This is a genomic window from Microvirga mediterraneensis (genome assembly GCF_013520865.1).
Classification (GTDB): Bacteria; Pseudomonadota; Alphaproteobacteria; order Rhizobiales; family Beijerinckiaceae; genus Microvirga; species Microvirga mediterraneensis.
Genome location: NZ_JACDXJ010000001.1, coordinates 39,388 through 60,830 on the forward strand (window position 1 = coordinate 39,388; position 21,443 = coordinate 60,830).

The following is a 21,443-nucleotide window of genomic DNA, read 5'->3' on the forward strand; positions in this document are numbered from 1 at the left end:
GGGATCCCGCCGGGAGAATTTTGGGGGGCGAACCCTCCCGGCGGGACCATCGCGATCTCAGACAAACCGCATCAGAAGATGAAGTCGCTGTTGTCGAGATCGGATGCGTTGACACCCTTCAGGATGAGGATGTCGGAACCGTGTGAGACCATCGCATCGTGGCCGACCTGCGCCACGGTCAGATCAGACACTTTGTCAACGCCGGCGAGGCCCCTCGCGTCTATCCTGTCCTGGCCGTTCCGGAAATCGGTGACCGTGTCCCAGCCGCCGTTCTTCTCGAAGACGAAGGTGTCCTGTCCCGAACCACCGGTCAGGCGGTCGTTGCCGGATCCGCCCTTCAGCAGATCATTGCCCGATCCACCGTAGAGTTTGTCCTTTCCGGATCCGCCATGGAGCTGGTCGTCGCCGGCCATGCCTTTGAGCACATCGTTGCCCGAGCCACCCTTGAGGGCGTTGTTCCCGCCATTGCCCGTGAGGCTGTTGTCAAGGTGGTTGCCGGTGCCGTTGATGTTGCCCGATCCGGTCAGGACGAGCTTCTCCACGTGAGTGCCGGCAAGCGAGTAGGACACGCTGCTCCTGACCGTATCGACGCCCTGGCCGCTGCGCTCGATGACCCGGTCGCCGGCACTGTCGACGATGTAGACATCGTTGCCCCTGCCGCCTTCCATCCGGTCGTTGCCGGTGCCGCCATCAAGACGATCGTTGCCGTCTCCGCCGATCAGTCGGTCGTCTCCGGCATCGCCATGGAGCTTGTCATGGCCACGACCGCCGTCCAGCCGGTCGTTGCCGTCGTCACCCCTGAGGGTCTCGCTTCGCGAGGTGCCCTTGAGAGCGAGGTTGACAGGCGCCTCCGGCTGGGTCGGAGAGACCGGGATCGGGTTGCTCGGATTATCCGGCGTCGTCGGCGTGACGGAGTCCGCTGGCGGATTGGTAACCGTCGGAGTTCCGGGGTTTGTCGGGGTCTCAGGTTGAGGCGTCAGCGGGACTTCGCAAAGGTTCGGTCTGCGCCCTCCCTCACACCGGAAGGTCACCCGATGGACGCCGGAGGTGATCGTCGTCGTCCCGTCCTCGTTGTCCTCCCACTCGTACTCGTCAGCCTTGCGACCGGGCTCGAGCTCGATCACGTCCTGCTCCCGCAGCGTGCCGATGATGGTATCGTTGCCGCCTTTGGAGCGGAACAGGATCCGGTGCGCCGAGGTGAGCTGGGAAATGTCGACCGTATCGGCATCGCTGGTCCCGTTCACCGTGATGGTGTTCAGGGCCAGGCTCGTTCCCGTGAAGTCGCCGATGACTTGCACGGTGTCGTTCCCACCGGCACTGCCTCCGACAGGGCCGCCCGGCACCGTAACCTCGCGGGTCCCGATGACGATTTCCTCGATGTTGTCGAGCTCGGCGATGACGGAGGTGTTGCCGTTCACCGTGCGGGTGATGACGATCTCCGTGGCAGCAACGAGATTGGTGATGCCCGCCGCGATCGCGGCATCGCGGGAATACACCCGGAACGTCTCGGACAGTCCGTTTCCATTCACGTCGAAAGTATCGACGCCATCTCCGCCGTCAGCGAAGTCATGCCCATCCTGAGAGGTCTCGAACGTGATGCCGAAGATCGTCGTGGAGGTCGCGTTCCAGACGATGGTATCGTTTCCGGCACCGGCCAGGATCGTGTCGTTTCCGGTATGCCCGTCGAAGGTGCTGCCGGCCCCGTCACCGATCAGGATGTTGTTTCCTGCCGTACCATCGACCGGGTTCGTGTCCCGTGTCACCGTGACACTTGCCGCGGCGGTACGGACCGGGTTCCCCCCGTCGCTGACGGTGTAGGTGAAGGAACCACCGGCGGTCCCAGTATCCGTGAAGGTCACGGAGCCGGGATTCGTAGTCAGGGACAGGTTGCCGAGGCCATTCGGATTGCTCACGGCCGTGATGTCCAGTGCCGGGCCATCCGGGTCGGTGTCGTTCGACAGCAGCACCCATTCCGGCACCACGATCGAACCATTCACGATGTTGGTGATGATGCTATCGTTGTTTGCGCTGACCGGATCATTGACCGAGACCACGTTGACCGTGGTCGTCGCGACGTTGCTGTCCATGAGACCATCATTCACCGTCACCTGGATGACGCGGTTTCCCGCGACCGGATCGTTCGAGTTGTTGTCGAACGTCACCGCCTGGATCGCCCTCTGATAGGCGGCCAGGGATGCCGCGCCCGTCAAGTTTACGGTGATCCGGCCCGCCACCGAGGTGTCGATGGTCGCCGATATTCCTGCGGGCAGGGTGCCGACGTTGAGCTCGTCCGCAGCCTGGGCATTGGTCAGCACGATCCGGGCGGACACCATCTGCGCCGCATCGTCGACGATCCCGGGGTTGCTCGATATCGCCACCGCCGCGCCGCCCTCGGTGAAGGAGGTCGCATAGTTGACGGTCGGGGCGGCGGCCGGGACTAGGACGCTGACCGACAGATTGTCGATGTTCACGAACTCGTTGAATGCGTTGATGCCCGACGCCACGAAGCGGATCGCGGCACCTGCCGTGAACGGCCCGGAGATGTCGTAACCCCGGTTCCCGCCGTTGGTGTTCCCCCCGATGGTTTCGATCAGCGTCCAGGCTGCGCCATCCCTCGAGAACCAGACCTCGACCTGCTCGCCGATATCCAGGCCCTGCTCGGCGAGCGAGTAGGTCAGCCGCGCCGTGGCGACACCCGCGAGGTCAAGGCCGCGCTGGATGCTGGCGCCGTCACCCTGGTCGAACCGCAGGGCGCCGTTCGTGATCTGGATCTGCCCGATGGTCGATGTGGCGCTGCCGTCATCGCCGGTCTCGATCCAGTTTGTCGCCCACGGACGGGACCCGTCGGACCGGCTGTAGGATGCGGACGTGAAGTTGTCCGCGTGATTGCCGCCCGCGTCGAAAGCGTGGAGAGACAGCTTCGGCGGGGTCACATTCACTTCAACGTCGGCGAAGCGCAACTTCTCGATGTTGAAGAGGCGATCGGTTCCGTCCGAGATGCGGTTGTTGCCCGTGGTCGGGTCGGTCTCGACCGTCACCGTCACGTGCTGGACGGTGACGCTGCCGTCGGCATTGCTCGTGATGGTGTAGTTTGCCCGAACGTCGCCGTAGACCGCCACGTCGATGGCACTGTTGTTCAGGTCGCCGTCGACGATCTCACGGACGATGCTGAGCTGACCCGGGTTGAGGGTCGCGCTGAGCATCAGGGCGTCGAGGGTCTTGCCGCCGAACTGGGCGGTGGCTCCAGCTCTCGGAGCCCCGTAGGCGTAATCGGACTCGAGGTAGACCTTCTCCGTCATCCCGTCCGCCGTATAGGCGACGCCGTCCTTGACGATCCGGATCCGCACGTTGAGCCACTTGTCGCCATCGATGATGTCGTCACCGGCAAAGCCCTTGATGGTGTCGCTGCCGCCGCCGCCGAGGATGATGTCCGCGGCCTGTGAGGTATCGAGCACGATCAGCTCGGGGTTGCCGTCCTTGTCGCGGACGGGGTTGCCTTGTGTATCCACAACCGGGATCCGGACGCGATGGGCCACCAGCTGGTCCAGGCCGTCGATCAGGTGGACGTTCTTCTGCAACAGGTCGTTGGAGAAGGATTCGAGCGGCGAGTCGGGGCCTGGGATCGCGGCCGTTCCCGTCGCCTCCGCCCGGGTGTTCACCGCCGCGACACGTCCGGTGAGGATATCGTTGTGCTTCCAGCCCGACAGACCCTCGACCAGATCGAAGCGGTCGCGAAGGATGAAGGCCTCCTGGTTGTCGAAGATCGGGATACCGAGGTCGGAATTCGCCGCGACGGCATCGCCCTTGTGGATCGCCCAGTCGAAGCCGGCCATACCGTTGTTGCGCTGGATTCCCTCGCCCTGGAACATGATGTCGTCGCCGGATTCGGCATCGTAGTCCGTATCGCTGGCGCCGCCATTGAGCACGTCGTGACCGATGATGGTGGAGTTGAAGAACAGTTCCGAGTTCTCACCGGCAATGACGTCGAACCGGGCACCACCTTCGATCCAGTCGTCACCCTCGTTGCCGAGCAGGAAGTCGCCGCCGTCGCCGCCGAGGATGAAGTCGTTGTCCGTTCCGCCGAAGGCCTGCTTTCCGTCCGGCCCGGCGATCAGGAAATCCTGGCCCTGGTTGCCGAAGAGCAACGCCAAGCCGCTGCCGCCCTGGATGACGTCGTTGCCCTCCTCGCCATGGAGCTTGTCCGTCATGCCGATATCGGTGCCGGCATTCGTGATGATGTCGTCGCCTTTGCCGCCGTGGATGATGTCGACGCCGTATCCGGCCTCGATGGTGTCGTTGCCCTCGTAGCCCCAGACGGTGTCGTCGCCCTCACCGGCCACGATATAGTCGTCCTCGGCAGAACCGCCCATGACCACATGGTCGGTGCCGTTGTAGACGAGGACGTCGTCATCGCCGTCGCCGTCGATGTCCTTGCGCACCACCAGCGGCGTGAGCGCCTGGAGGATGGGATTGTCCCAGACCGGGTCGGCGCCGATCTGCTTCGACCGGATGATCTCGAGCGTGTAGGCGGGCGTGGCGAAGATGTCTCCCGGAAGCGCCGTCCGGCCCTCATCGCCGAGGTCGGTGTTGCGCATGATGATGTCCGTCATCGAGTTGTTTTCAAGCTCGTTGAGGAGGTTCAGTCCCTGGACGCGGGAGAGGTAGTAGAACCGATCGGCATCCTGAAGGCTCTCCATCTGGGTCTCGAAGACGAAGGAGAAGGTCGAGCCGAGCATGCCGCCGAAGTCCATCTTCTTCTCGGCGAGACCGCCGATCCAAAGGTCGACATCGTTGAGACCCGAGTTCTGGGCGGTCCATGCGCCCGTCGCGTTGAGAAAGTCGAGGCGATCCGCCGGAGCGCCGGTTCCGCCGAGCACGAGCAGCGTCGCCGCAGCCCTTTTGGCCTCGAGGGTGGTCGCAGCCTCGAGCAGCGGGTGCTTTCCGTAGGCCGCGATGAAGTTGATGATCGACAGCGAATTCTGCAGGTTGAGGGCGAAGTCGGTCCAGCTCACATAGGCCTTGAGCTGCGAATCCTGCCCGGACATCTGGTAGAATTGCGCGCGAGCCTCGTTCAGGGACGGCAGGCCGAGATCGCGGCCGCGGGCGATGTTCAGGGCGGCGAGGTCGAGCGGGATGCCGACCAGCTGGTTGCGCAGCACGTGCGTGACGAATTCGTCGATCTCGTTGCCGTGCTGACGGGACATACCCCGCATGATCGCCCCGGCCGCATGATCGTGGTCGAGGGTCACGTTGCCGTTCGCATCGGTCGCTCCGAAGGCCAGCGGATTGAGGAACCCGTCGAACAGCTTCGTCGAGAACGGGTTGCCGTTGGCGTCGATGGTATCGATATTCTCGTTGAGCATCGAGTGGCCGAAGCGGTATACGGCCTGGGCGAACTCCGCGAAGATCGCCGGATTGATATCGACCGACGGCTCGAACACGAAGGCGTCCACGTCGGGCTGCATCTTGCGGGCGAACTCCTCGAAGACGAGGTGCTGGTACTCCATTTCGTTCGTGAAGCGGGCAGCCTGGAACAGGCGCTCGCCATCCCATTGAAGGCCGGAAATGGCCGCGGGATCCGTGGGGATGGCAGAAACCGGGACGCGAAGCCACTCGTTCAGGAAGGCGAGATCGCCGCTGGAGAGGACCACCGACTTGACCTGGTCGACGAGGTGGTTGTGCTCGGAGTGGAAGACGTGGTGGATCGCCGTCAGGCCGACGTTCTCGTTGCCGCGGCCGTCACCCGTGATGTAGTGCGAGTCGAGCAACTCGTTATCGTAGGCCGTGTTCGAGCCGCGTGAATTCACGAGCCCGGTCGTGCTCCCGTCCGCATTCGCGTAGCCAACGGCACTGTCGCCGTCCTTCTGAAGAACTCCCCCCACGATGACGGGAACCGCCGCGTGAGCAATGTCGTCGAGGAACGCGTGCCCGGTGAGGACCGCATTCACGAGACTCACAGGAGCGTCCGGCGTGCCCGAAATCACGATGTCGTCTGACGTGTTCGGAACACCGTCAGGGCCGAGGCCGACGATGACCTGCGCGAAACCCGTCTGGGGATCGGGGATAAAGTTTCCGTAAGGGTCCGTACGCAGCAGAGGAACCTTGCCGACATTGGCGTCGGTCAGGTCGATGCCGAGCATGGTGCGCGCCTGCTCCTTGACGTCAGCCCAGGTGGCAAGCCCCCTGTCGCCGTCGAGCAGCCGTCCGGTGGCAACCGTCTTGCCGCTCGCATCGGTCGTATACTCGCGCAGGAAGACCTGGTGCGAGGCATGCGAGGTATAGGTCTGGTTCTGGTCGACCCACGGCGTGGTCACATTGACGGTATCGCCGTCGGCGTCGCGGCTGGCGCGCGTCATGACCATGAAGTTGGTATGAGGCGTCGCCGGGTTGTAGAGCGGATCATCCGGCGAAAGCGGGATATAGACGGTACCGCTGCCCCCCTTGGCGATCAGGTCGAGACCGTGGTCGAAGAATTGGCCGAAGAGGGTGAACAGCGAATTGTACGGCGCCGAGTCGCCGATGTCGGGCGAAACGTTCGGGATGAGGACGGTGTCCCCGTCCATTACGATGCCCTTCTCGGCGAGAAGGTCGGACAACGCATTCTTCGCCGCGTCGACGGCGGCCGTCGCGTCCTGAGCGTTCGTCTGACCAGAGGTCAGGTTGCCTTGCGCCGTCGTGAGTTCCGCATTCTTCGCCGCCAGTGTGCTCTGGGCAGTCGCAACCGCGCCTGCAGAGGCGTCAGCATTCGTCTGCGCTTCGTCCTTGATCTGCTGCTTGTCGTACAAAGCCTGCTGGACGACGAGCAGATTGGCATTCGCTTCGTCGAAGGCGGCCTGTTCATCCGGCGTGACGCCACCGGCAATGAGGCTGTCGAAAATGGCCTGGGCTTCGTCGAACGCCGTCTGCGCATCGGCGAGCTCAAGCTGCGCCGCCGCAAGAAGACCCTGGTTTGTTTGATTCACCTCCTGTGCCGTCGCAAGAGTGGCTTGGGCCGCGACGACAGCCGTCGTCGCTGCGGCAACGGCATTCTGGAGCGCCGCGATGGCGCCGGATGCCGACCCGGATTCCGCAATAGCGTCGGCAATGGCTGCGCGAGCATCCTGGATCTGCTTGATGGCAGCCATCTGAGCCGCGCCCGTGATCCCGGCATAGGTCAGCGCCGCCCCGATGGCGGCGGGATTGCCGAGGGTCTGATCGGCGACGAGATTGGAGATCAGGCGCGGGTCGGCGTCGACGACGGTGCCGGGTTCCAGCATCGGCGATCCCGTGGCCGATCCGGGCGTATAATTGTTGTTCGTCAGCCACACCGGATTGGCTGGCGTGCCGAACATCATGGAGTCGTCGCCCTCGTTCACGTAGTCCGGGCTCGACATGTCGGGAAACGGCTGGTCGGCCGCGCCCCAGGTCTCCCGTCCCTCGACGAGATTGTTGTAGGTGCCGTCGACTGTACGCAGACCGTAGGGCAGCAGGAACGCTTGGGTCGGCGTGGTGGCGGCATTGGGATCGAGACCTCCCGCTTCCGCCACGAGGGCTGCCAGATCCTCACCGTCAGCGTGCCGCTCCGCAATCTTGATCTGTTTCAGGATGAAGTCGAGATCATGCTTGACCAGATTCACCATTGTCGTCCCCTCCAAGTCATCGCCGCAAAGTTGACGGCACCTGGACACATTCTGGGCGAATTAAGGGGCTCTTAACTATACGGCCTGAGGTCCGAATCCGATCCCTGGTCCCTCAGTCCTATCATGGTCGCAAGCACATCTCGGACTTTGGTCGGTCGACCGACCATGGTCGGAAGTCGGCGCTGCATCGCCAAGCGAGTCGGCACCAAACCACCAGCTCCTCCTGTCCTCGCCCGAACGCGAACCGGCGTTCCCAGGTCATCTCTTGCGATGGAAAGCTACCTCTTCGGGATAGTCTTTACCCACTAGGAGGCTGCGCCTTACTTTAGAGGGATCTCTAGATCCTGACCCTGTATGAGAAGGCAACGGTCCGGGGCCGGAGGGATCGTCGCTGTGCTTGTTCTCGAGAAATTGAGGTTTGGAAGACCGTCGAGGACGAGACGGCGGAAGAGGAGAAGTCTTGCCAGACAATTCCTCCTGGTGGCATTCGCCGTCATGCTGACCGGAATGTTCGCCATGGGTACTTTCGTCTCATGGCAGATCGAGAAGAGCGTCGCCGAGGTCAAAGCCGCCTCGACGGCACTCTACATCAACGCCTTCATCGCCCCTCATCTCCAGAATCTTTCAGGGAACATTCTCCCGGCCAGCAGCATCCAGGGCCTCAACCAGGCGATGGAAAGACCCGACTTCCAGGCAAGCATCACCTCGGTCAGAGTTTGGAACCGCGACGGATTGATCATTCATAGCGGCGAGCCTGATCTCATCGGCAAGAAATTCACTCCACCTTCCGCTTCTCAAAAAGCGTGGTCCGGGACGATCGCCGCGGAATTCGACGACATCCCTGGAGACGAGGAGATTGCCGAGCGCTTCAGCGGGCTTCCTCTCCTCAAGGTCTTCGCCCCCATCAGGAACTTCGAGACCGGCGATATCATCGCCGTCGTCGAGTTTCATGAGCGCGCGGAGAGGCTGAACTCCGAACTCGCAGCGTCGGAATGGAAGGCTTGGCTCGCAACAGCCTTGATCACTCTGAACATGATGGGCTGCCTGTTCATCATCGTCGCCCATGGGAGCAAGACCATCGACCGACAGCGCGCCGCGCTGAAGGAACGCGTCTCTCAGCTCTCCGAGCTGCTTCGGCAGAATCGGATCCTGCAAAGTCGAATTGAGCGCGCGGCTCAGAACGCCACGGAAGACAACGAGCGCGTGATGCGGCGAATGGGCTATGACCTGCATGATGGGGTCGCGCAGTTGATCAGCCTCGCATTGCTGCGGATCGACCGGATCCAGGGAGCAGAAGGAGAGCGTGATAACCTTCATAAGATCCAGAAGGCTCTTGCCGACGCGCTCACCGATACGCGCAACATCTGCAAAGGACTGCTTCTGCCGGAGATTCAAACCATGACGCTCAGGGACGCATTGATGTTCATGATCCGTCAGCATGAGCGCCGAACGGGAACGACGATTTCCTGCCAGATCGCGGATCTCCCGGACAAGGCATCACAATTCGTCAAGATTGCCTTGTGCCGCTACCTTCAGGAAGGTCTGAACAATGCCTTCAAGCATGCCGAGGGCCAGGAGCAGCTGGTCGAAGTCAGTTGGGATGGAGTGACCGTAACCGTCGAAGTGGCGGATAAGGGACCGGGCATACGCGATGCGAGCCTTGCCCTGAGCGAGCCTCGCCTGGGACTGGCCAGCCTTAAGGATAGAATTGAAAGTATCGGAGGAGCATTGAGCATCAAGAGCGTCCCTGGCAACGGAACACGTATCAAGGCGTCTCTGCCTTTGCTTGACGAAGGGGATGCGGATGCAGCCTAGAATTCGCGTCGGTGTTGTCGACGATCACCCTCTTTACAGGGATGGCGTCGTATTCGCGCTGGAATCGGAGCCCGACATCGAGGTCGTCGGGGAAGGCAAAAGTGCCCAGGATGCCCTCCAAATCGCCCAGGATCACGCCCCGGACGTTATTCTCCTGGATATGAACATGCCGGGAGGGGGTATCAATGCCGTGGCGAAGATCGCGCAACGTTGCCCAGCGACCAAGACGCTGATGCTGACCGTCGTCGATGATGAAGATGAAGTACGAAGCGCCTTGAGGAAAGGAGCCAAGGGCTACCTCCTGAAAGGCACGGGAAGCTCAGAGCTCGTGAATGCGATCAGGTCGATCCATCAGGGCCAGAACTACGTATCACCGAGTTTTGCGGCGCAACTCATCATGGCGAGAGGTGTCGGGGAAAGCACTTCGTCAGGTTCACAGCGGCGGTTTCCTGAGCTTTCCGACCGTGAAGAACAGATCCTGATGCTCATTCTGCAAGGTCTCAGCAACAGGGTGATAGGCGATGAGCTCGGGCTTACCGAAAAGACCGTCAAGGGGTACGTGACGTCCGTTATGGATAAGCTTCAAGTTCGCAATCGCGTGGAAGCGGCGATGCTGGCTTCGGATCGCATTTCGGGGAAGCGGTGACCTGGATGGCATCCTTTCCCGAGATCAGGACTGGTCATCGTTCGGGTCGATCCCATGAGTGAAAGCCCGCTTTTGGATCCGATGCTTCGGGCATGTTCCATGTGGCTATTATAGAGGAAAGCCATACCTCTTCGGGGATAATGCCTAAGGGGCTTAGGCGGTCGCGCCTTGTCACTTCATAGATATTGCTGAATACAACCTTGGGTCAGTATTCTGAGAGAGTGATGAGGCTCCATGAGAGCACCATTGAGTACATGATAGTTGGCTGCATGATTTTCTGGCAGCACACCATATTGGAACTGGGGGGCTCCAATGACAGAACAGGTTCGTGTCGGCGTCATTGATCGGCATCCGCTCTTCCGCGACGGGATCACCCTTGCCCTCAACTCTCAACCTGACATCAAGGTCATAGCCCAAGGGGTATCGGTCTGGGATGCGATCGACATCGCCCAGAGAGACGCTCCTGACGTGATCGTCCTGGACGCCGACGTCTTGGATCACAGCATGGGAGCTGTGGAATCGATCCTCCAGCACAATCCCGCCATTCGCATCGTCATTCTCGCCGACAACGCGGACGAAGAGCATGTCTACGGCGCCTTGAAGCGTGGCGTACGTGGCTATTTGCTGAAGGGCACCTGTGGTACGGAGCTGATACAGACAGTACGGGTGCTGCGTCAGGGACAGAGTTTCATCTCACCCAGCCTTGCGGCAAGTCTTCTGATGAGATCGGGGCCGAGTACCGCCACCGAGGCAAAAGACTCAGGGCCTCTCCCCTCTCTGACTCCCCGCGAGCAGCAAATCCTGTCGATCCTGGTTCAGGGACGCAGCAATAAGGAGATCGGCAACAAGCTCGAACTCAGCGAGAAGACGATCAAGCACCACCTGACCAACATTCTGCAGAAGTTACGCGTTCGGAATCGGGTGGAGGCAGCTCTTCTGGCCTCCAACCATCTTCCGCAACGTATGCTGGCCTCTTAGAGTATCGGATCCGATGCTTTAGGGTATCGGCTTTAGGAGTGGCCTCGCATCGAGGGCCGTTTTCCCTCAGCGCCCCTTGCTCCTGCGCCAAGCGGCAAAATCAGCGTGGGTTCTTTCATCCGTCGGCGGATAGAGCCCCAGGATGGAACGGCCCCTCATGACCTCATCCTGGACGAAATCCTCGAAAGCGGTCATCTCCACGGCCTCGCCGGCGATTTCATCCGCCAGATGAGCCGGAATGACGACGACACCTTCCCCATCGCCGACGACGATGTCGCCGGGCCATACGGGCACGTCACCGCAACCGATCGGAACATTGATGTCGAGCGCCTGATGGTGCGTGAGGTTGGTCGGCGCAGAGGGGCGGTTGTGGTAGGCCGGGATGTCGAGCCGTGCGATTTCAGGCGAATCCCGGAAGCCGCCATCGGTCACGACGCCAGCAACGCCCCTCTTCATCAGGCGTGAGACCAGAATTCCGCCGGCCGAGGCCGCACGGGCGTCCTTGCGGCTGTCGATCACCATGACGGCGCCCGGCGGGCACTCCTCCACGGCTTTGCGCTGGGGGTGAGAGCGATCCTGGAACACGCTGATCGGGTTGAGATCCTCGCGAGCGGGAATATAACGAAGGGTGAAGGCCTCGCCCACCATGTTCCCGAGACCGGGATTGAGCGGGCGAACATCCTGGATGAACTGGTTGCGAAGGCCCCGCTTGTAAAGCGCCGTACACAGCGTGGCGGTACTGACGGTCTTGAGCTTCTCGCGGGTCTCCGGTTTCAGCGTGTTCATCATCCTCTCCATGGGTCAGTAGATGGCGGGTTCGCCGGTAGGCGCACCGAAACACGTTTCCAGGAAAGCGGAAGACGCTCAAGAGCATCTGCGAAATCATCTTTCCGGCACCCTGACGCATGTGGACGAAATCAGATCAAGCAACTTTGTTGCGCGCGAGGTCGGCACATCGTATGAAAGGTGGGCCCCTCATTTTTCTGATATTCTCAAGTCACGGCGTCACTGGAGAGCGGAATCCAAAAAGTCCGATCCTTCAAGACCACGCTGATGTCCGATCTGCCGGAGCATGTCTTGTGGCCCACAGGGCAGCCTGAGTGCGGTTGCAGACGCCAATCTTCTTCAAGATGGTTTTGACGTGAACCTTCACCGTCGCTTCGGAGAGGCTCAGCTTGCGGGCAATAACCTTATTGGGTGAGCCGTCCCGCAGGCAGGCCAGGATCTCGACCTCTCGGTTCGAGAGTGATGGGACCGCACCTTTTCCGTCGTGAACGCCGTTCACCAACCCGTGACGGCTGTGGTGAGACGTCATTCCGGCAATCGGCAGGACAATTGTTGCCGGGAGAATGGCCTCTCCCAGCATCACCAGCTCTAGCGATTTGATGAATACCTCCCGTTCATGGGTCGAAAGACAGAACCCATGAACCCCTGCATCCCATGCCATAGGCACGACGTTTGGATCGAAGGCGTCTGCCACTAGGACGATTCTTGCCGCAGGAGCATGAGCTTTCAACCTCTTGACGAGGTCAATGGCTCCGCTCGCAAAGCTATCCGCATCGATAACGAAGAGCGCTGGCAGTTCACCCTGGATGACAGGCAGGCACGCGAAGCCGTCAATGTTCTCATGCCAAACAGTAAAGCCTGTCTCGGAAAGGAGCCCCTCCAGTCCAAGGCGCAGAACATGATTTCGACAGACAGGGAAGACGGTGGCGGACAAGTGGTCTCTGTTGTCGAGATCGAAACGATCTCCGCTCACATTGTGCAATGCCATGATCCGGCCACCCTTTCTTTGGGCAGGTCATTATTGTCGTCCCGAAGGCCGGTGGCTTTCATTGTATGACGTAGACAATCTTGCGGGATGCCGCGTCGACAATGAGACGATGGCCATCAACCATGGCATAACGATAGGTTTCATGCCTCGGGATCGGATGCAATTCGACGGAATGGGAGAGGCTTTCGCCGACGGAGGTTGGCTGTTCAACGCGGGGGGCTGCCGCTTCCTGCTGGCTTACGTTCAATCTTGAGGACACTTCCGCAGCAACATTACGGATTACATCCGGAATGAGATTGGCTTGAAGCACCGGTGCCGATACCGGACCTGTCGCGTTCGGTGCTGTTGTAGGCCCTGCGACGGTCCCCACTGAGAAAACAGCTAACACCAGATGATACGCGGCTTTCATCCTCACACTCTCTCACATGCCGGACGTGAGCAGAGAACGGAAGGGCGCGCTGGTTTATTCCACTGTCCTACAACATTCTCGCCTACACCATTTTCGGAGATGCGGACCAAAGCGCCCGAAACGCAGGCTCAGCGGCTCGCCTCCGCAAGAGCCCGCGCTTCCGCGTCCCCGACCAAGGCTGCACCCGCATTGATATTCTGCAAATAAGCCGCCATCAGGTCGTCGCCCCCGCTCGGCGTATACTCGTCATCATTCACGGTGCTTGCTACAGCGAAGGTCGTATTCCACTCATTCTTGCGGCAGGCAATGGCCTCCGCCGCCTCCTGGGAGGATCGCAGGCGGAATTCACGGCATAAAACTCCATCCGCGAGGCGATAAGTCGAAATCACCCGCAGGCGGCCGAACGGCAGTTCCACATCCTCCCCCGAGGCGCTCTTGCTTAATATGCCGTGGACCATCGGGTTCTCCAGCTGGGCCATGAGCCCACCTGCCCCTGCCCTCTCGCGGGATCCGGCGAAATACCCCAAGGCGACCGCAATGACCGCAATCGATGCCGCAAGAGCCAGTTGCACGAAGGGCGACTTCCACCTGAACCACCTGCTACTCTGCGGTTCGACATCGGAACCGGCACCTACCCCACGGCTCGCTTCATAGACCTTGATCTGAGCCGACACGGCGGCTCGCAATTGCGGCGGGACGTCGGGCATGGAAGCTGCCGAAAAGGCGGAGTGCGTCAGGCGGCGGCTTTGCTGGAAGTCCATGACTCTCCTGGCCACGGTGGGATCCTCGGCCATCGCCTTGGCAATGGCTGTCGCCGTGGGCCTGTCGAGCTCCCCATCGGCAAACGCCATCAGGATCTCATCGCTGAGATGTAGCTGGGACATTCTATCGGTTCCCCTCTTGCATGCTTTCAGCGCCTAGGCGGCCGTCGTCAGTTCCATCAACCGCTTGCGCGCCCGCGCCAAGCGGCTCATGACTGTTCCGATTGGAACTCCGAGAACTTCGGCCGTCTCCCGGTAGCTGAGATCCTCGGCACAGACGAGGAGGAGCACCTCCCGTTGCTCTTGAGGCAGGTTATCGATGGCACGCTGGACTTCGGACAGGACCAGCCTGCTCAGGATCGGCCCTTCGCCCGGATCCCCAACAAGTTGCGTTTGCTGCGATAGATCTTCCGCCATACCTTCGGTTCTCATCCGTCTCAGGTGATCGATCCAGTAATTGCGGAGAATCCGGAACATCCATGCGTCGAACTTCGTCCCAGGGGACCAGCTGTCCGCATTGGCAAGCGCCCGTTCACAGGCTCCTTGGACGAGATCATCCGCAAGGGGTTGCGAGCGACAAAGCACAAGCGCAAAACGCCTCAGCCGTGGCAGAAGCGCCACCAGTTCCTGTCCTATGGCTGCCGGCATTGCTGCTCCGCATGGCCTCTTTGCATCATAACGATGAACCTAGTCGCTTTATTCCGATCTCAAGTCGGAAAGAGCTAACAGGGTCGCGATACGAAAACGGGCGGCCGTGAGGCCGCCCGTCGTCGGGGTAAGAGAAACCGTGAGCTTTAGCGGATGACCTGAACGATCTTACGGCTGCTCGGCTCGACCAGAACAGGGGTGTTGTTCACAACAGTGTACTTGTAACCCTTCACCTTGTACTGGGCCGGAACCTCATGATAGGTCACGCCGGATTCAGGCAGAACCGCGCCCACACGCACCTCTTCCTTGTAGGTGTAGGACGGAACGGACTGGGTTGTCACATACTGGCGGAACTCCGGCTGCTGCTGGTCGGCGATACCGCCCACGATGGCGCCCGTCACGCCACCCACGGCCGCGCCGACCGGGCCGCCGACAACCGCACCGCCGACCGCGCCGGTCGCAGCACCGGCGGCAGCGCCGCCCTGAGCAAAGGCTGCCGCAGGGACAAGGGATGCAAGAACGGCACCGGCGAGAAGGAACTTCTTCGACATGATCTTACTCCTGAATGAATGTTCGGGTTTCGCACCCGGCAACCGACAACGCGTCATTCATCAAGTAGTTTCATAGCAAGTTTCAGCTTATTATGCCTCTCCCGAACCCAGGATGGGCCTGAATATGGCCTATGAACATCACATCGCAGAATCACACCTTACTCTTATTCATCCTATGTTCATCTGAGATTGAAATCAGACATTATCTCAAGAATAGTTTCGATAAGCCCAGCCTCAGGACTGGACGCTTCCTTTCTTCCCTTGTGCCTGCCGGATGAAACAAACCCTGTGCCTTGGCCGTTATTGCCTGTTGGGTCGGATATCCCAAATCCGCTCCTGAGGGTCTCGCCAGAAATCCTAATGCAAAGGTGAGCGTTTCGATGAAGTCAAGACAACGCCATCTTCTGTTCGCCGTATCGTGCCTCACTTTTGTGTACCCGTTAGAGATTCAGGTCGAAACGGCCAAGAGCGGTAATCTCACTCTGGGAGGCATCTCTGCAATCGCCAGGGAGAGCGACAGGGACGGTGGAAGAGGGAACGGCGGAAACAATGGGAACGGCAAAGGCAATGCCGGGAGAAGCGGAAACCCTGGCAATAACGGCAATGCGGGCGGCAACGGCGCTTCAGGAAGGAGCGAGGCCGCAGGTAACGCGAGCAACAAAAGCAGTGGCGGCGGAAATGCAAATGCGGGGCAAAGCAATTCGGGCGCCCGTGCCGGTGCATCTGGTCAAGGTGACTCCTCAAGCCGAGGTGCCCCCTCAAGCCCTGCGAACTCATCAGGCCAGGAACACTCCGCCAACCGAGGCAATTCAGTCGGGCATGGGAAGGGTGAGGATAGGGGAAAAGCTCTGGGTCGCACCGCAGCCCATTCTCCCGTCAGGAACCAGTCGGCGCCTTCCATATCCGGGGGACTGGCGGCCCTGTTCGGAGCAATATCCGATAGCATCCGCCCGTTGACGGCACCAGTGACCGTACCTGCTCAAAACGCCAGAACCCGCAAGAGCGCCACAACGGCCAAATCCGCACCCACCAGTGCTCGCTCGAAACAATCATCAACGCATGTGGGTCCGAAGAATAAGGTACAGGCCACGGCTGGAAGCGTGAGCGCGCGGGCAACGAGCCGGGCGCCGTCCGCTGATCGCAAGATAACCTTAGCCTCGGTCAATCAATCTCTTGCCAAGCCTTTGCGCGCCAAACATTCCGTTGTCGCAGGCGGCTTGACGTCAAGCAGCTTGGAGCGATTGATCGCACAAGGTTTCCGAGCTGAGAAGCAGACGAGCGGAAGTCTCACGAGCGTCGTTCAGCTCGTTCCTCCGCGTGGAATGTCTCTTGGCCAAGCCCAGCGCAGAATTCACATGGTCGATCAAAGCGCTACGGTTGATCTCGATCATTACTATTACACGGATGAGGGGCCGACGGACTGTACAGGACCAAGCTGTGAGGCGATCTCGCTCGTCGGCTGGAGCGTGTCCACTTCCGAGCAATGCAGCCCGACCCCGACCATCGGCATGATCGATACGGGAATTAATCGCGACCATGAAGCGCTGAAAGGACAATCGATCGAGATCCTGTCGGATCTCGATCTCCGTGGCAGCCCGTCTCAGCGTGATCATGGCACGGCGATAGCAGGCCTCCTCGTCGGCAAGCATGGTAGCAACACTCCAGGCCTCCTCCCCGATGCCCATCTTCTGACCGTGGATGCCTTTTATCGAGATGGTGGAACAGCGGATCGAACCGACGTAGTGACGCTCGTCCGGGCATTGGAGGCTTTGGCGAAGCGCAATGTGCGCATCGTCAATATGAGCCTGTCGGGGCCGTCCAATGAAGTGCTGAAGCGGGCGATTGCTTCCGCTCAGGCCAAAGGCATGATCATTCTTGCGGCGGCGGGCAATAATGGTGCAGGAGCAGAGCCATCTTATCCTGCTGCCTACCCGGGCGTGATCGCCGTCACCGCGATCGACAAGAAACTCGCCATCTATTCACGGGCGACGCAGGGAGAGTATATCGACATCGCCGCTCCCGGAGTGGATATATGGGTCGCTTCATCGGACGGCAGCACCGTCAAGAGCGGCACATCCTATGCCGTTCCGTTCGTAACCGCCGCAGCAGCGATCCTCAGCGCATCAAGTGATCCGTTGAGCGCGACAGATCTTCGAGCGACCCTCGAGAGCAGAACTCTCGATCTCGGCGCACCGGGCCGCGACAAGACCTATGGGTATGGGTTGCTGCAAGCCGCGAACCTCTGCGCGCCAAGCCGCGAGGAGACGCCCGTCGCGCATTCGACAATGGGGTCGGGCACATATCTCCCCTGACTACCGTTTTGCACTCGCACTCTTCAAGTCATGCCCTCGTAGGGATACATGCGTCACGGAAGCTCTGGCGCTAGGGCGCAAGAACAAGATCCGCTTGCGCGCTCTACCGCCGAGACCGCCCTGAAGGGGACGACCAATCCCATCAAGGCGGAGCGCCCTGGAAGAATCCATGTCGTCCTCTCGGTCTAAATATGGAGCTCCATTCCCAATGCCTTGAGGGCAGCTTCCTGGAAGGCTTCTCCTTGCGTCGGATGCGCATGGATCGTGCCGCCGATGTCTTCGAGGCGCGCGCCCATCTCGATTGCCAGGCTGAAGACCGCCGCCAGTTCGGAGATGCCCTGTCCGACGCCCTGGATGCCAAGCACCAGATGGTTGTCCGCGCGGGCGACGACCCGCACGAACCCGTCTTCGCCCATCTTGGTCATCGCGCGGCCGTTGGCCGAGAAGGGAAATTGCCCGATTTCGATGTCGACGCCCGTTCGGCGCGCCTCGTCCGGCGCCAGGCCCACGGTGACGATCTCGGGGTCGGTGAAGCAGACGGCCGGGATGCTGCGCTTGTCCCAGACGCGCCTGTGGCCGGCGACGATTTCGGCCGTCATCTCGCCCTGTGCCATGGCACGATGAGCGAGCATCGGCTCTCCGGTCACGTCGCCGATGGCGTAGATCCCGCGCATCGACGTCTGGCATCGCTCGTCGATACGGATGAAGGGACCATCCATGTCGAGGACGAGTTCGTCGAGCCCCCACCCTTGCGTGACCGGCCTCCTTCCGACGGTGACAAGGATCTTGTCCGTCTCAAGTGCCTTCTCCGAGCCGTCCTCCGCCTCGACCAGCAAGGATCCGCCCGCTTTCGCCAGGCCTTTCGCCTTGGCACCGGTCACCACCGCGATGCCGAGGGCCTGGAGCCTCTTGGCGACGGGACGCGTCAGTTCCGCATCGTATTGCGGAAGAATGCGCCCCTGAGCCTCGACGACCGTCACTGTCGCGCCCAGCTTCGCGAAAGCCGTGCCGAGCTCCAGGCCGATATAGCCGCCGCCGACCACGACGAGCCGCTCCGGCACGGTTGTCAATGAAAGCGCCTCGGTCGACGAGATCACGGGACCGCCGAAGGGCAGGTTCGGCAGTTCGACGGGAGTCGATCCCGTGGCGATGACGACGTTCTCGGCCCGAATGATCTGGAGGCCCGTTTCCGTCTCGACCTCGACCGTCTTGCCGTCACGGAAGCGCGCATGGCCCTGGACGGTCTTCACCTTCGCCTTCTTGAGCAGGCCCGACACGCCGCTATTGAGGCGCCCGACGATGCCGTCCTTCCAGGCGACCGTCTGGGAGAGATCGATCTCAGGCTTCGTCACGCCAATCCCGAGAGGGTTCCGGCCGTTCGCCAGATGAGCGATCCGGTCGTATTCCTCGGCCGCATGAATGAGCGCCTTGGAGGGAATGCAGCCGACATTGAGGCAGGTCCCGCCGGGCTTTCCGGAATCGACGATCACCGTATCGAGCCCGAGCTGGCCAGCGCGGATGGCGCAGACATAGCCGCCCGGCCCGGCTCCGATGACAAGGAGCTTGCAGGAAATATCCTTCATCGGGTTCAAGCCTCCACGAAGATCATGGCGGGTGTCTCCAGCAGCGTCTTGATGCGCTGCACGAAGACCGCCGCGTCCCAGCCGTCGATGATGCGGTGATCGAAGCTCGACGACAGGTTCATCATTTTGCGGGGAATGAAGGTCGATCCGTCCCAGACCGGCCGCACCATCATCTTGTTGACGCCCACGATGGCGACCTCCGGATAATTGATCACAGGCGTGGTGACGATGCCGCCCATGGCGCCGAGCGACGTGATGGTGATCGTCGAACCGCTCAGCTCATCGCGGGTGGCAAGACCGGCTTTCGCCGCCTCCGCGAGCCGGTTCAGCTCGGCTGCGCATTCCCATAAGTCACGTGCCTCCGTGTGCCTTACCACCGGCACCATGAGGCCCGATCCCGTCTGCGTCGCGATGCCGATATGGACGCCGCCATGCTGGTGCACCACACCTGCGTCATCGTCGTAGATGGAGTTGAGGTGGGGCTGCTCGGCGATGGCCCTCACCATGGCGCGCATGAGGAATGGCAGCAGCGTCAGTTTCGGCTTGTCAGCCCGCTTGTTCGCATTGAGCGCCGCCCGCAGATCCTCGAGTGCCGTTACGTCCACTTCTTCCACGTAGGTGATGTGTGGAATGTGTGACTTCGCGATCGCCATCTTCTCCGCGATCTTGCGGCGCAGGCCGACGACCTTGATGTGCTCGACGGACGTGTTCTGGCCAAGTCCTGGCGTTTTGGCGACCTGGCGCCCGTGAGTGAAGAAGGCATCCAGATCCTCATGGGTGATCCGCCCCGCGGGGCCGGAGCCCGGAACCTGCCGCAGATCGACCCCGGCTTCCCGCGCCCTCAACCGAACGGCCGGGGAGGCAACGGGCCTCTCGCCCTCGGCCCGCGTCACGGATGCGCGATGCATCCTCGCGGCAGGAGCTTTCGGCTTCTCGACCGGCTGCGGCGGCGCGCTCCTCGCCTGCCGTTCGACGATGGCGTCCGGGACCTTGACCGCGCCGTCGGCCTGGGCCTCGATCTCTGCGGCGCGGGCGGGGGGCCCGGCCACCTTCTCGGCTGAACTGCTCTCGGAAGATGCACCATCCTCCCCTTCGACCTTCAAACGGATCAGAGGCGAGCCGATGGCCACCACATCGCCGATATCGGCCCCGAGCCACAGGACCTCGCCATCGACGGGCGAGGGAATTTCCACGGTCGCCTTGTCGGTCATGACGGCGGCCAGCACCGCATCCTCGCGGACGAGGTCGCCGACCTTCACATGCCACTCGACCAGTTCGGCCTCGGCGATGCCTTCCCCGACATCGGGCATTTTGATCAGGTGCTCGCCCATGTCAGGCCTCCATCGTCTCGACAAGGGCGCGGCCGACGCGGGCCGGTCCCGGGAAGTAGTCCCATTCCTGAGCATGCGGATAGGGCGTGTCCCAGCCCGTCACGCGGGCAACAGGCGCTTCCAGGTGGAAGAAGCAGTTTTCCTGGACGAGGGTCGCGAGCTCCGCCCCGAAACCCGACGTGAGAGTGGCTTCGTGCACGACGACGCAGCGACCCGTCTTCCTGACGGAAGCGGCAATGGTCTCCAGGTCGAGGGGGATCAGGGTGCGCAGGTCGATGATCTCCGCGTCGACTCCTGTCTCAGCCGCAGCCGCCTGCGCCACGTAGACCATGGTGCCATAGGCCAGCACGGTCACGGCGGCGCCTTCCCGCACGATGGACGCCTTACCGAGCGGCAGGTTGAAATGACCGGTCGGCACTTCGCTCAGGTCATGCTTCGACCACGGCGTCACCGGGCGGTCGTGATGCCCGTCGAACGGACCATTGTAGAGGCGCTTCGGCTCCAGGAAGATCACGGGATCGGGATCCTCGATGGCTGCGATCAGGAGGCCCTTGGCGTCGCGGGGATTGGACGGCACGACCGTCTTGAGGCCCGACACGTGCGTGAACAAAGCCTCGGGACTCTGGCTGTGGGTCTGCCCGCCGAAGATGCCGCCGCCGGTCGGCATTCGAATAACCATGGGGCAGGTGAATTCGCCGTTCGAGCGATAGCGCAACCGGGCCGCCTCGGACACGATCTGGTCGTAGGCCGGGTACATGTAATCGGCGAACTGAATCTCGATGCAGGGCAGCAGGCCATAGCTTGCCATGCCGATAGCCGTGCCGACGATGCCGGCTTCGCTGATCGGCGCATCGAAACAACGCGTCTTGCCGTATTTCTGCTGGAGGCCGGCCGTGCAACGGAAGACGCCGCCGAAATAGCCCACGTCCTCGCCGAAGACCACGACGCGCTCGTCGCGGGCCATCATCACGTCCATGGCGTCGCGGATGGCTTCAATCATCGTCATGCGCGCCATG

The 21,443-nt window shown here is 61.4% G+C and carries 14 protein-coding genes; 4 read left to right on the plus strand and 10 right to left on the minus strand.

Annotated elements, in window-relative coordinates; all coding sequences use genetic code 11:
• Positions 1 to 71: 71 nt before the first annotated feature.
• Positions 72 to 7,619 (minus strand): peroxidase family protein, encoded by a 7,548-nt coding sequence (locus H0S73_RS00165; RefSeq protein ID WP_181050238.1) that lies wholly within the window; start codon positions 7,617 to 7,619, stop codon positions 72 to 74.
• A gap of 480 nt (positions 7,620 to 8,099) precedes the next feature.
• Here H0S73_RS00165 and H0S73_RS26210 point away from each other — a divergent pair, with 480 nt between their 5' ends.
• The 3 genes from H0S73_RS26210 (at position 8,100) to H0S73_RS00180 (ending at position 11,058) form a co-directional block, all read left to right on the plus strand.
• Positions 8,100 to 9,434 (plus strand): ATP-binding protein, encoded by a 1,335-nt coding sequence (locus tag H0S73_RS26210; RefSeq protein ID WP_181050239.1) that lies wholly within the window; start codon positions 8,100 to 8,102, stop codon positions 9,432 to 9,434.
• Positions 9,424 to 10,080, plus strand: coding sequence for a response regulator (locus H0S73_RS00175; RefSeq protein WP_181050240.1), 657 nt, complete (start codon positions 9,424 to 9,426; stop codon positions 10,078 to 10,080). Before H0S73_RS26210 ends, H0S73_RS00175 begins: the two co-directional genes overlap by 11 nt.
• A gap of 312 nt (positions 10,081 to 10,392) precedes the next feature.
• Positions 10,393 to 11,058: a LuxR C-terminal-related transcriptional regulator gene (locus tag H0S73_RS00180; protein ID WP_181050241.1), complete on the plus strand. Its 666-nt coding sequence runs from the start codon at positions 10,393 to 10,395 to the stop codon at positions 11,056 to 11,058.
• 66 nt (positions 11,059 to 11,124) lie between these two features.
• On the opposite strand, the gene H0S73_RS00185 is transcribed toward H0S73_RS00180, so the two are convergent.
• From H0S73_RS00185 to H0S73_RS00210, 6 genes are all read right to left on the minus strand, one after another.
• On the minus strand, positions 11,125 to 11,844 hold the full coding sequence (locus tag H0S73_RS00185) for a ribonuclease activity regulator RraA (protein ID WP_181050242.1): 720 nt from the start codon (positions 11,842 to 11,844) through the stop codon (positions 11,125 to 11,127).
• Positions 11,845 to 12,097: 253 nt separating this feature from the next.
• Complete coding sequence (locus H0S73_RS00190; RefSeq protein WP_181050243.1) at positions 12,098 to 12,832, minus strand: LuxR C-terminal-related transcriptional regulator; 735 nt, start codon at positions 12,830 to 12,832, stop codon at positions 12,098 to 12,100.
• Positions 12,833 to 12,890: 58 nt separating this feature from the next.
• Positions 12,891 to 13,241, minus strand: coding sequence for a DUF1236 domain-containing protein (locus tag H0S73_RS00195; RefSeq protein WP_181050244.1), 351 nt, complete (start codon positions 13,239 to 13,241; stop codon positions 12,891 to 12,893).
• 128 nt (positions 13,242 to 13,369) lie between these two features.
• A complete protein-coding gene (locus H0S73_RS00200; protein ID WP_181050245.1) occupies positions 13,370 to 14,125 on the minus strand; it encodes an anti-sigma factor family protein in 756 nt (251 codons plus the stop codon).
• Between the two features lie 33 nt (positions 14,126 to 14,158).
• The gene (locus H0S73_RS00205; RefSeq protein WP_181050246.1) at positions 14,159 to 14,650 is read right to left on the minus strand and encodes an RNA polymerase sigma factor; all 492 of its coding nucleotides are present in this window, start codon (positions 14,648 to 14,650) and stop codon (positions 14,159 to 14,161) included.
• Between the two features lie 146 nt (positions 14,651 to 14,796).
• Positions 14,797 to 15,201 carry a DUF1236 domain-containing protein gene (locus tag H0S73_RS00210; RefSeq protein WP_181050247.1) on the minus strand — a complete coding sequence of 135 codons (405 nt, stop codon included), beginning with the start codon at positions 15,199 to 15,201 and terminating at the stop codon, positions 14,797 to 14,799.
• Between the two features lie 1,355 nt (positions 15,202 to 16,556).
• Here H0S73_RS00210 and H0S73_RS00215 point away from each other — a divergent pair.
• The gene (locus H0S73_RS00215; protein ID WP_181050248.1) at positions 16,557 to 17,513 is read left to right on the plus strand and encodes a S8 family serine peptidase; all 957 of its coding nucleotides are present in this window, start codon (positions 16,557 to 16,559) and stop codon (positions 17,511 to 17,513) included.
• Between the two features lie 185 nt (positions 17,514 to 17,698).
• Here H0S73_RS00215 and lpdA read toward each other — a convergent pair whose 3' ends face one another.
• From lpdA to H0S73_RS00230, 3 genes are read right to left on the minus strand one after another with little or no spacing between them, the layout of a single operon-like run.
• Complete coding sequence (gene lpdA / locus H0S73_RS00220) at positions 17,699 to 19,096, minus strand: dihydrolipoyl dehydrogenase (RefSeq protein WP_181050249.1); 1,398 nt, start codon at positions 19,094 to 19,096, stop codon at positions 17,699 to 17,701.
• Between the two features lie 5 nt (positions 19,097 to 19,101).
• A complete protein-coding gene (locus H0S73_RS00225; RefSeq protein ID WP_181050250.1) occupies positions 19,102 to 20,427 on the minus strand; it encodes a dihydrolipoamide acetyltransferase family protein in 1,326 nt (441 codons plus the stop codon).
• Position 20,428: 1 nt separating this feature from the next.
• On the minus strand, positions 20,429 to 21,442 hold the full coding sequence (locus tag H0S73_RS00230; protein ID WP_181050251.1) for an alpha-ketoacid dehydrogenase subunit beta: 1,014 nt from the start codon (positions 21,440 to 21,442) through the stop codon (positions 20,429 to 20,431).
• Position 21,443: the final 1 nt, after the last annotated feature.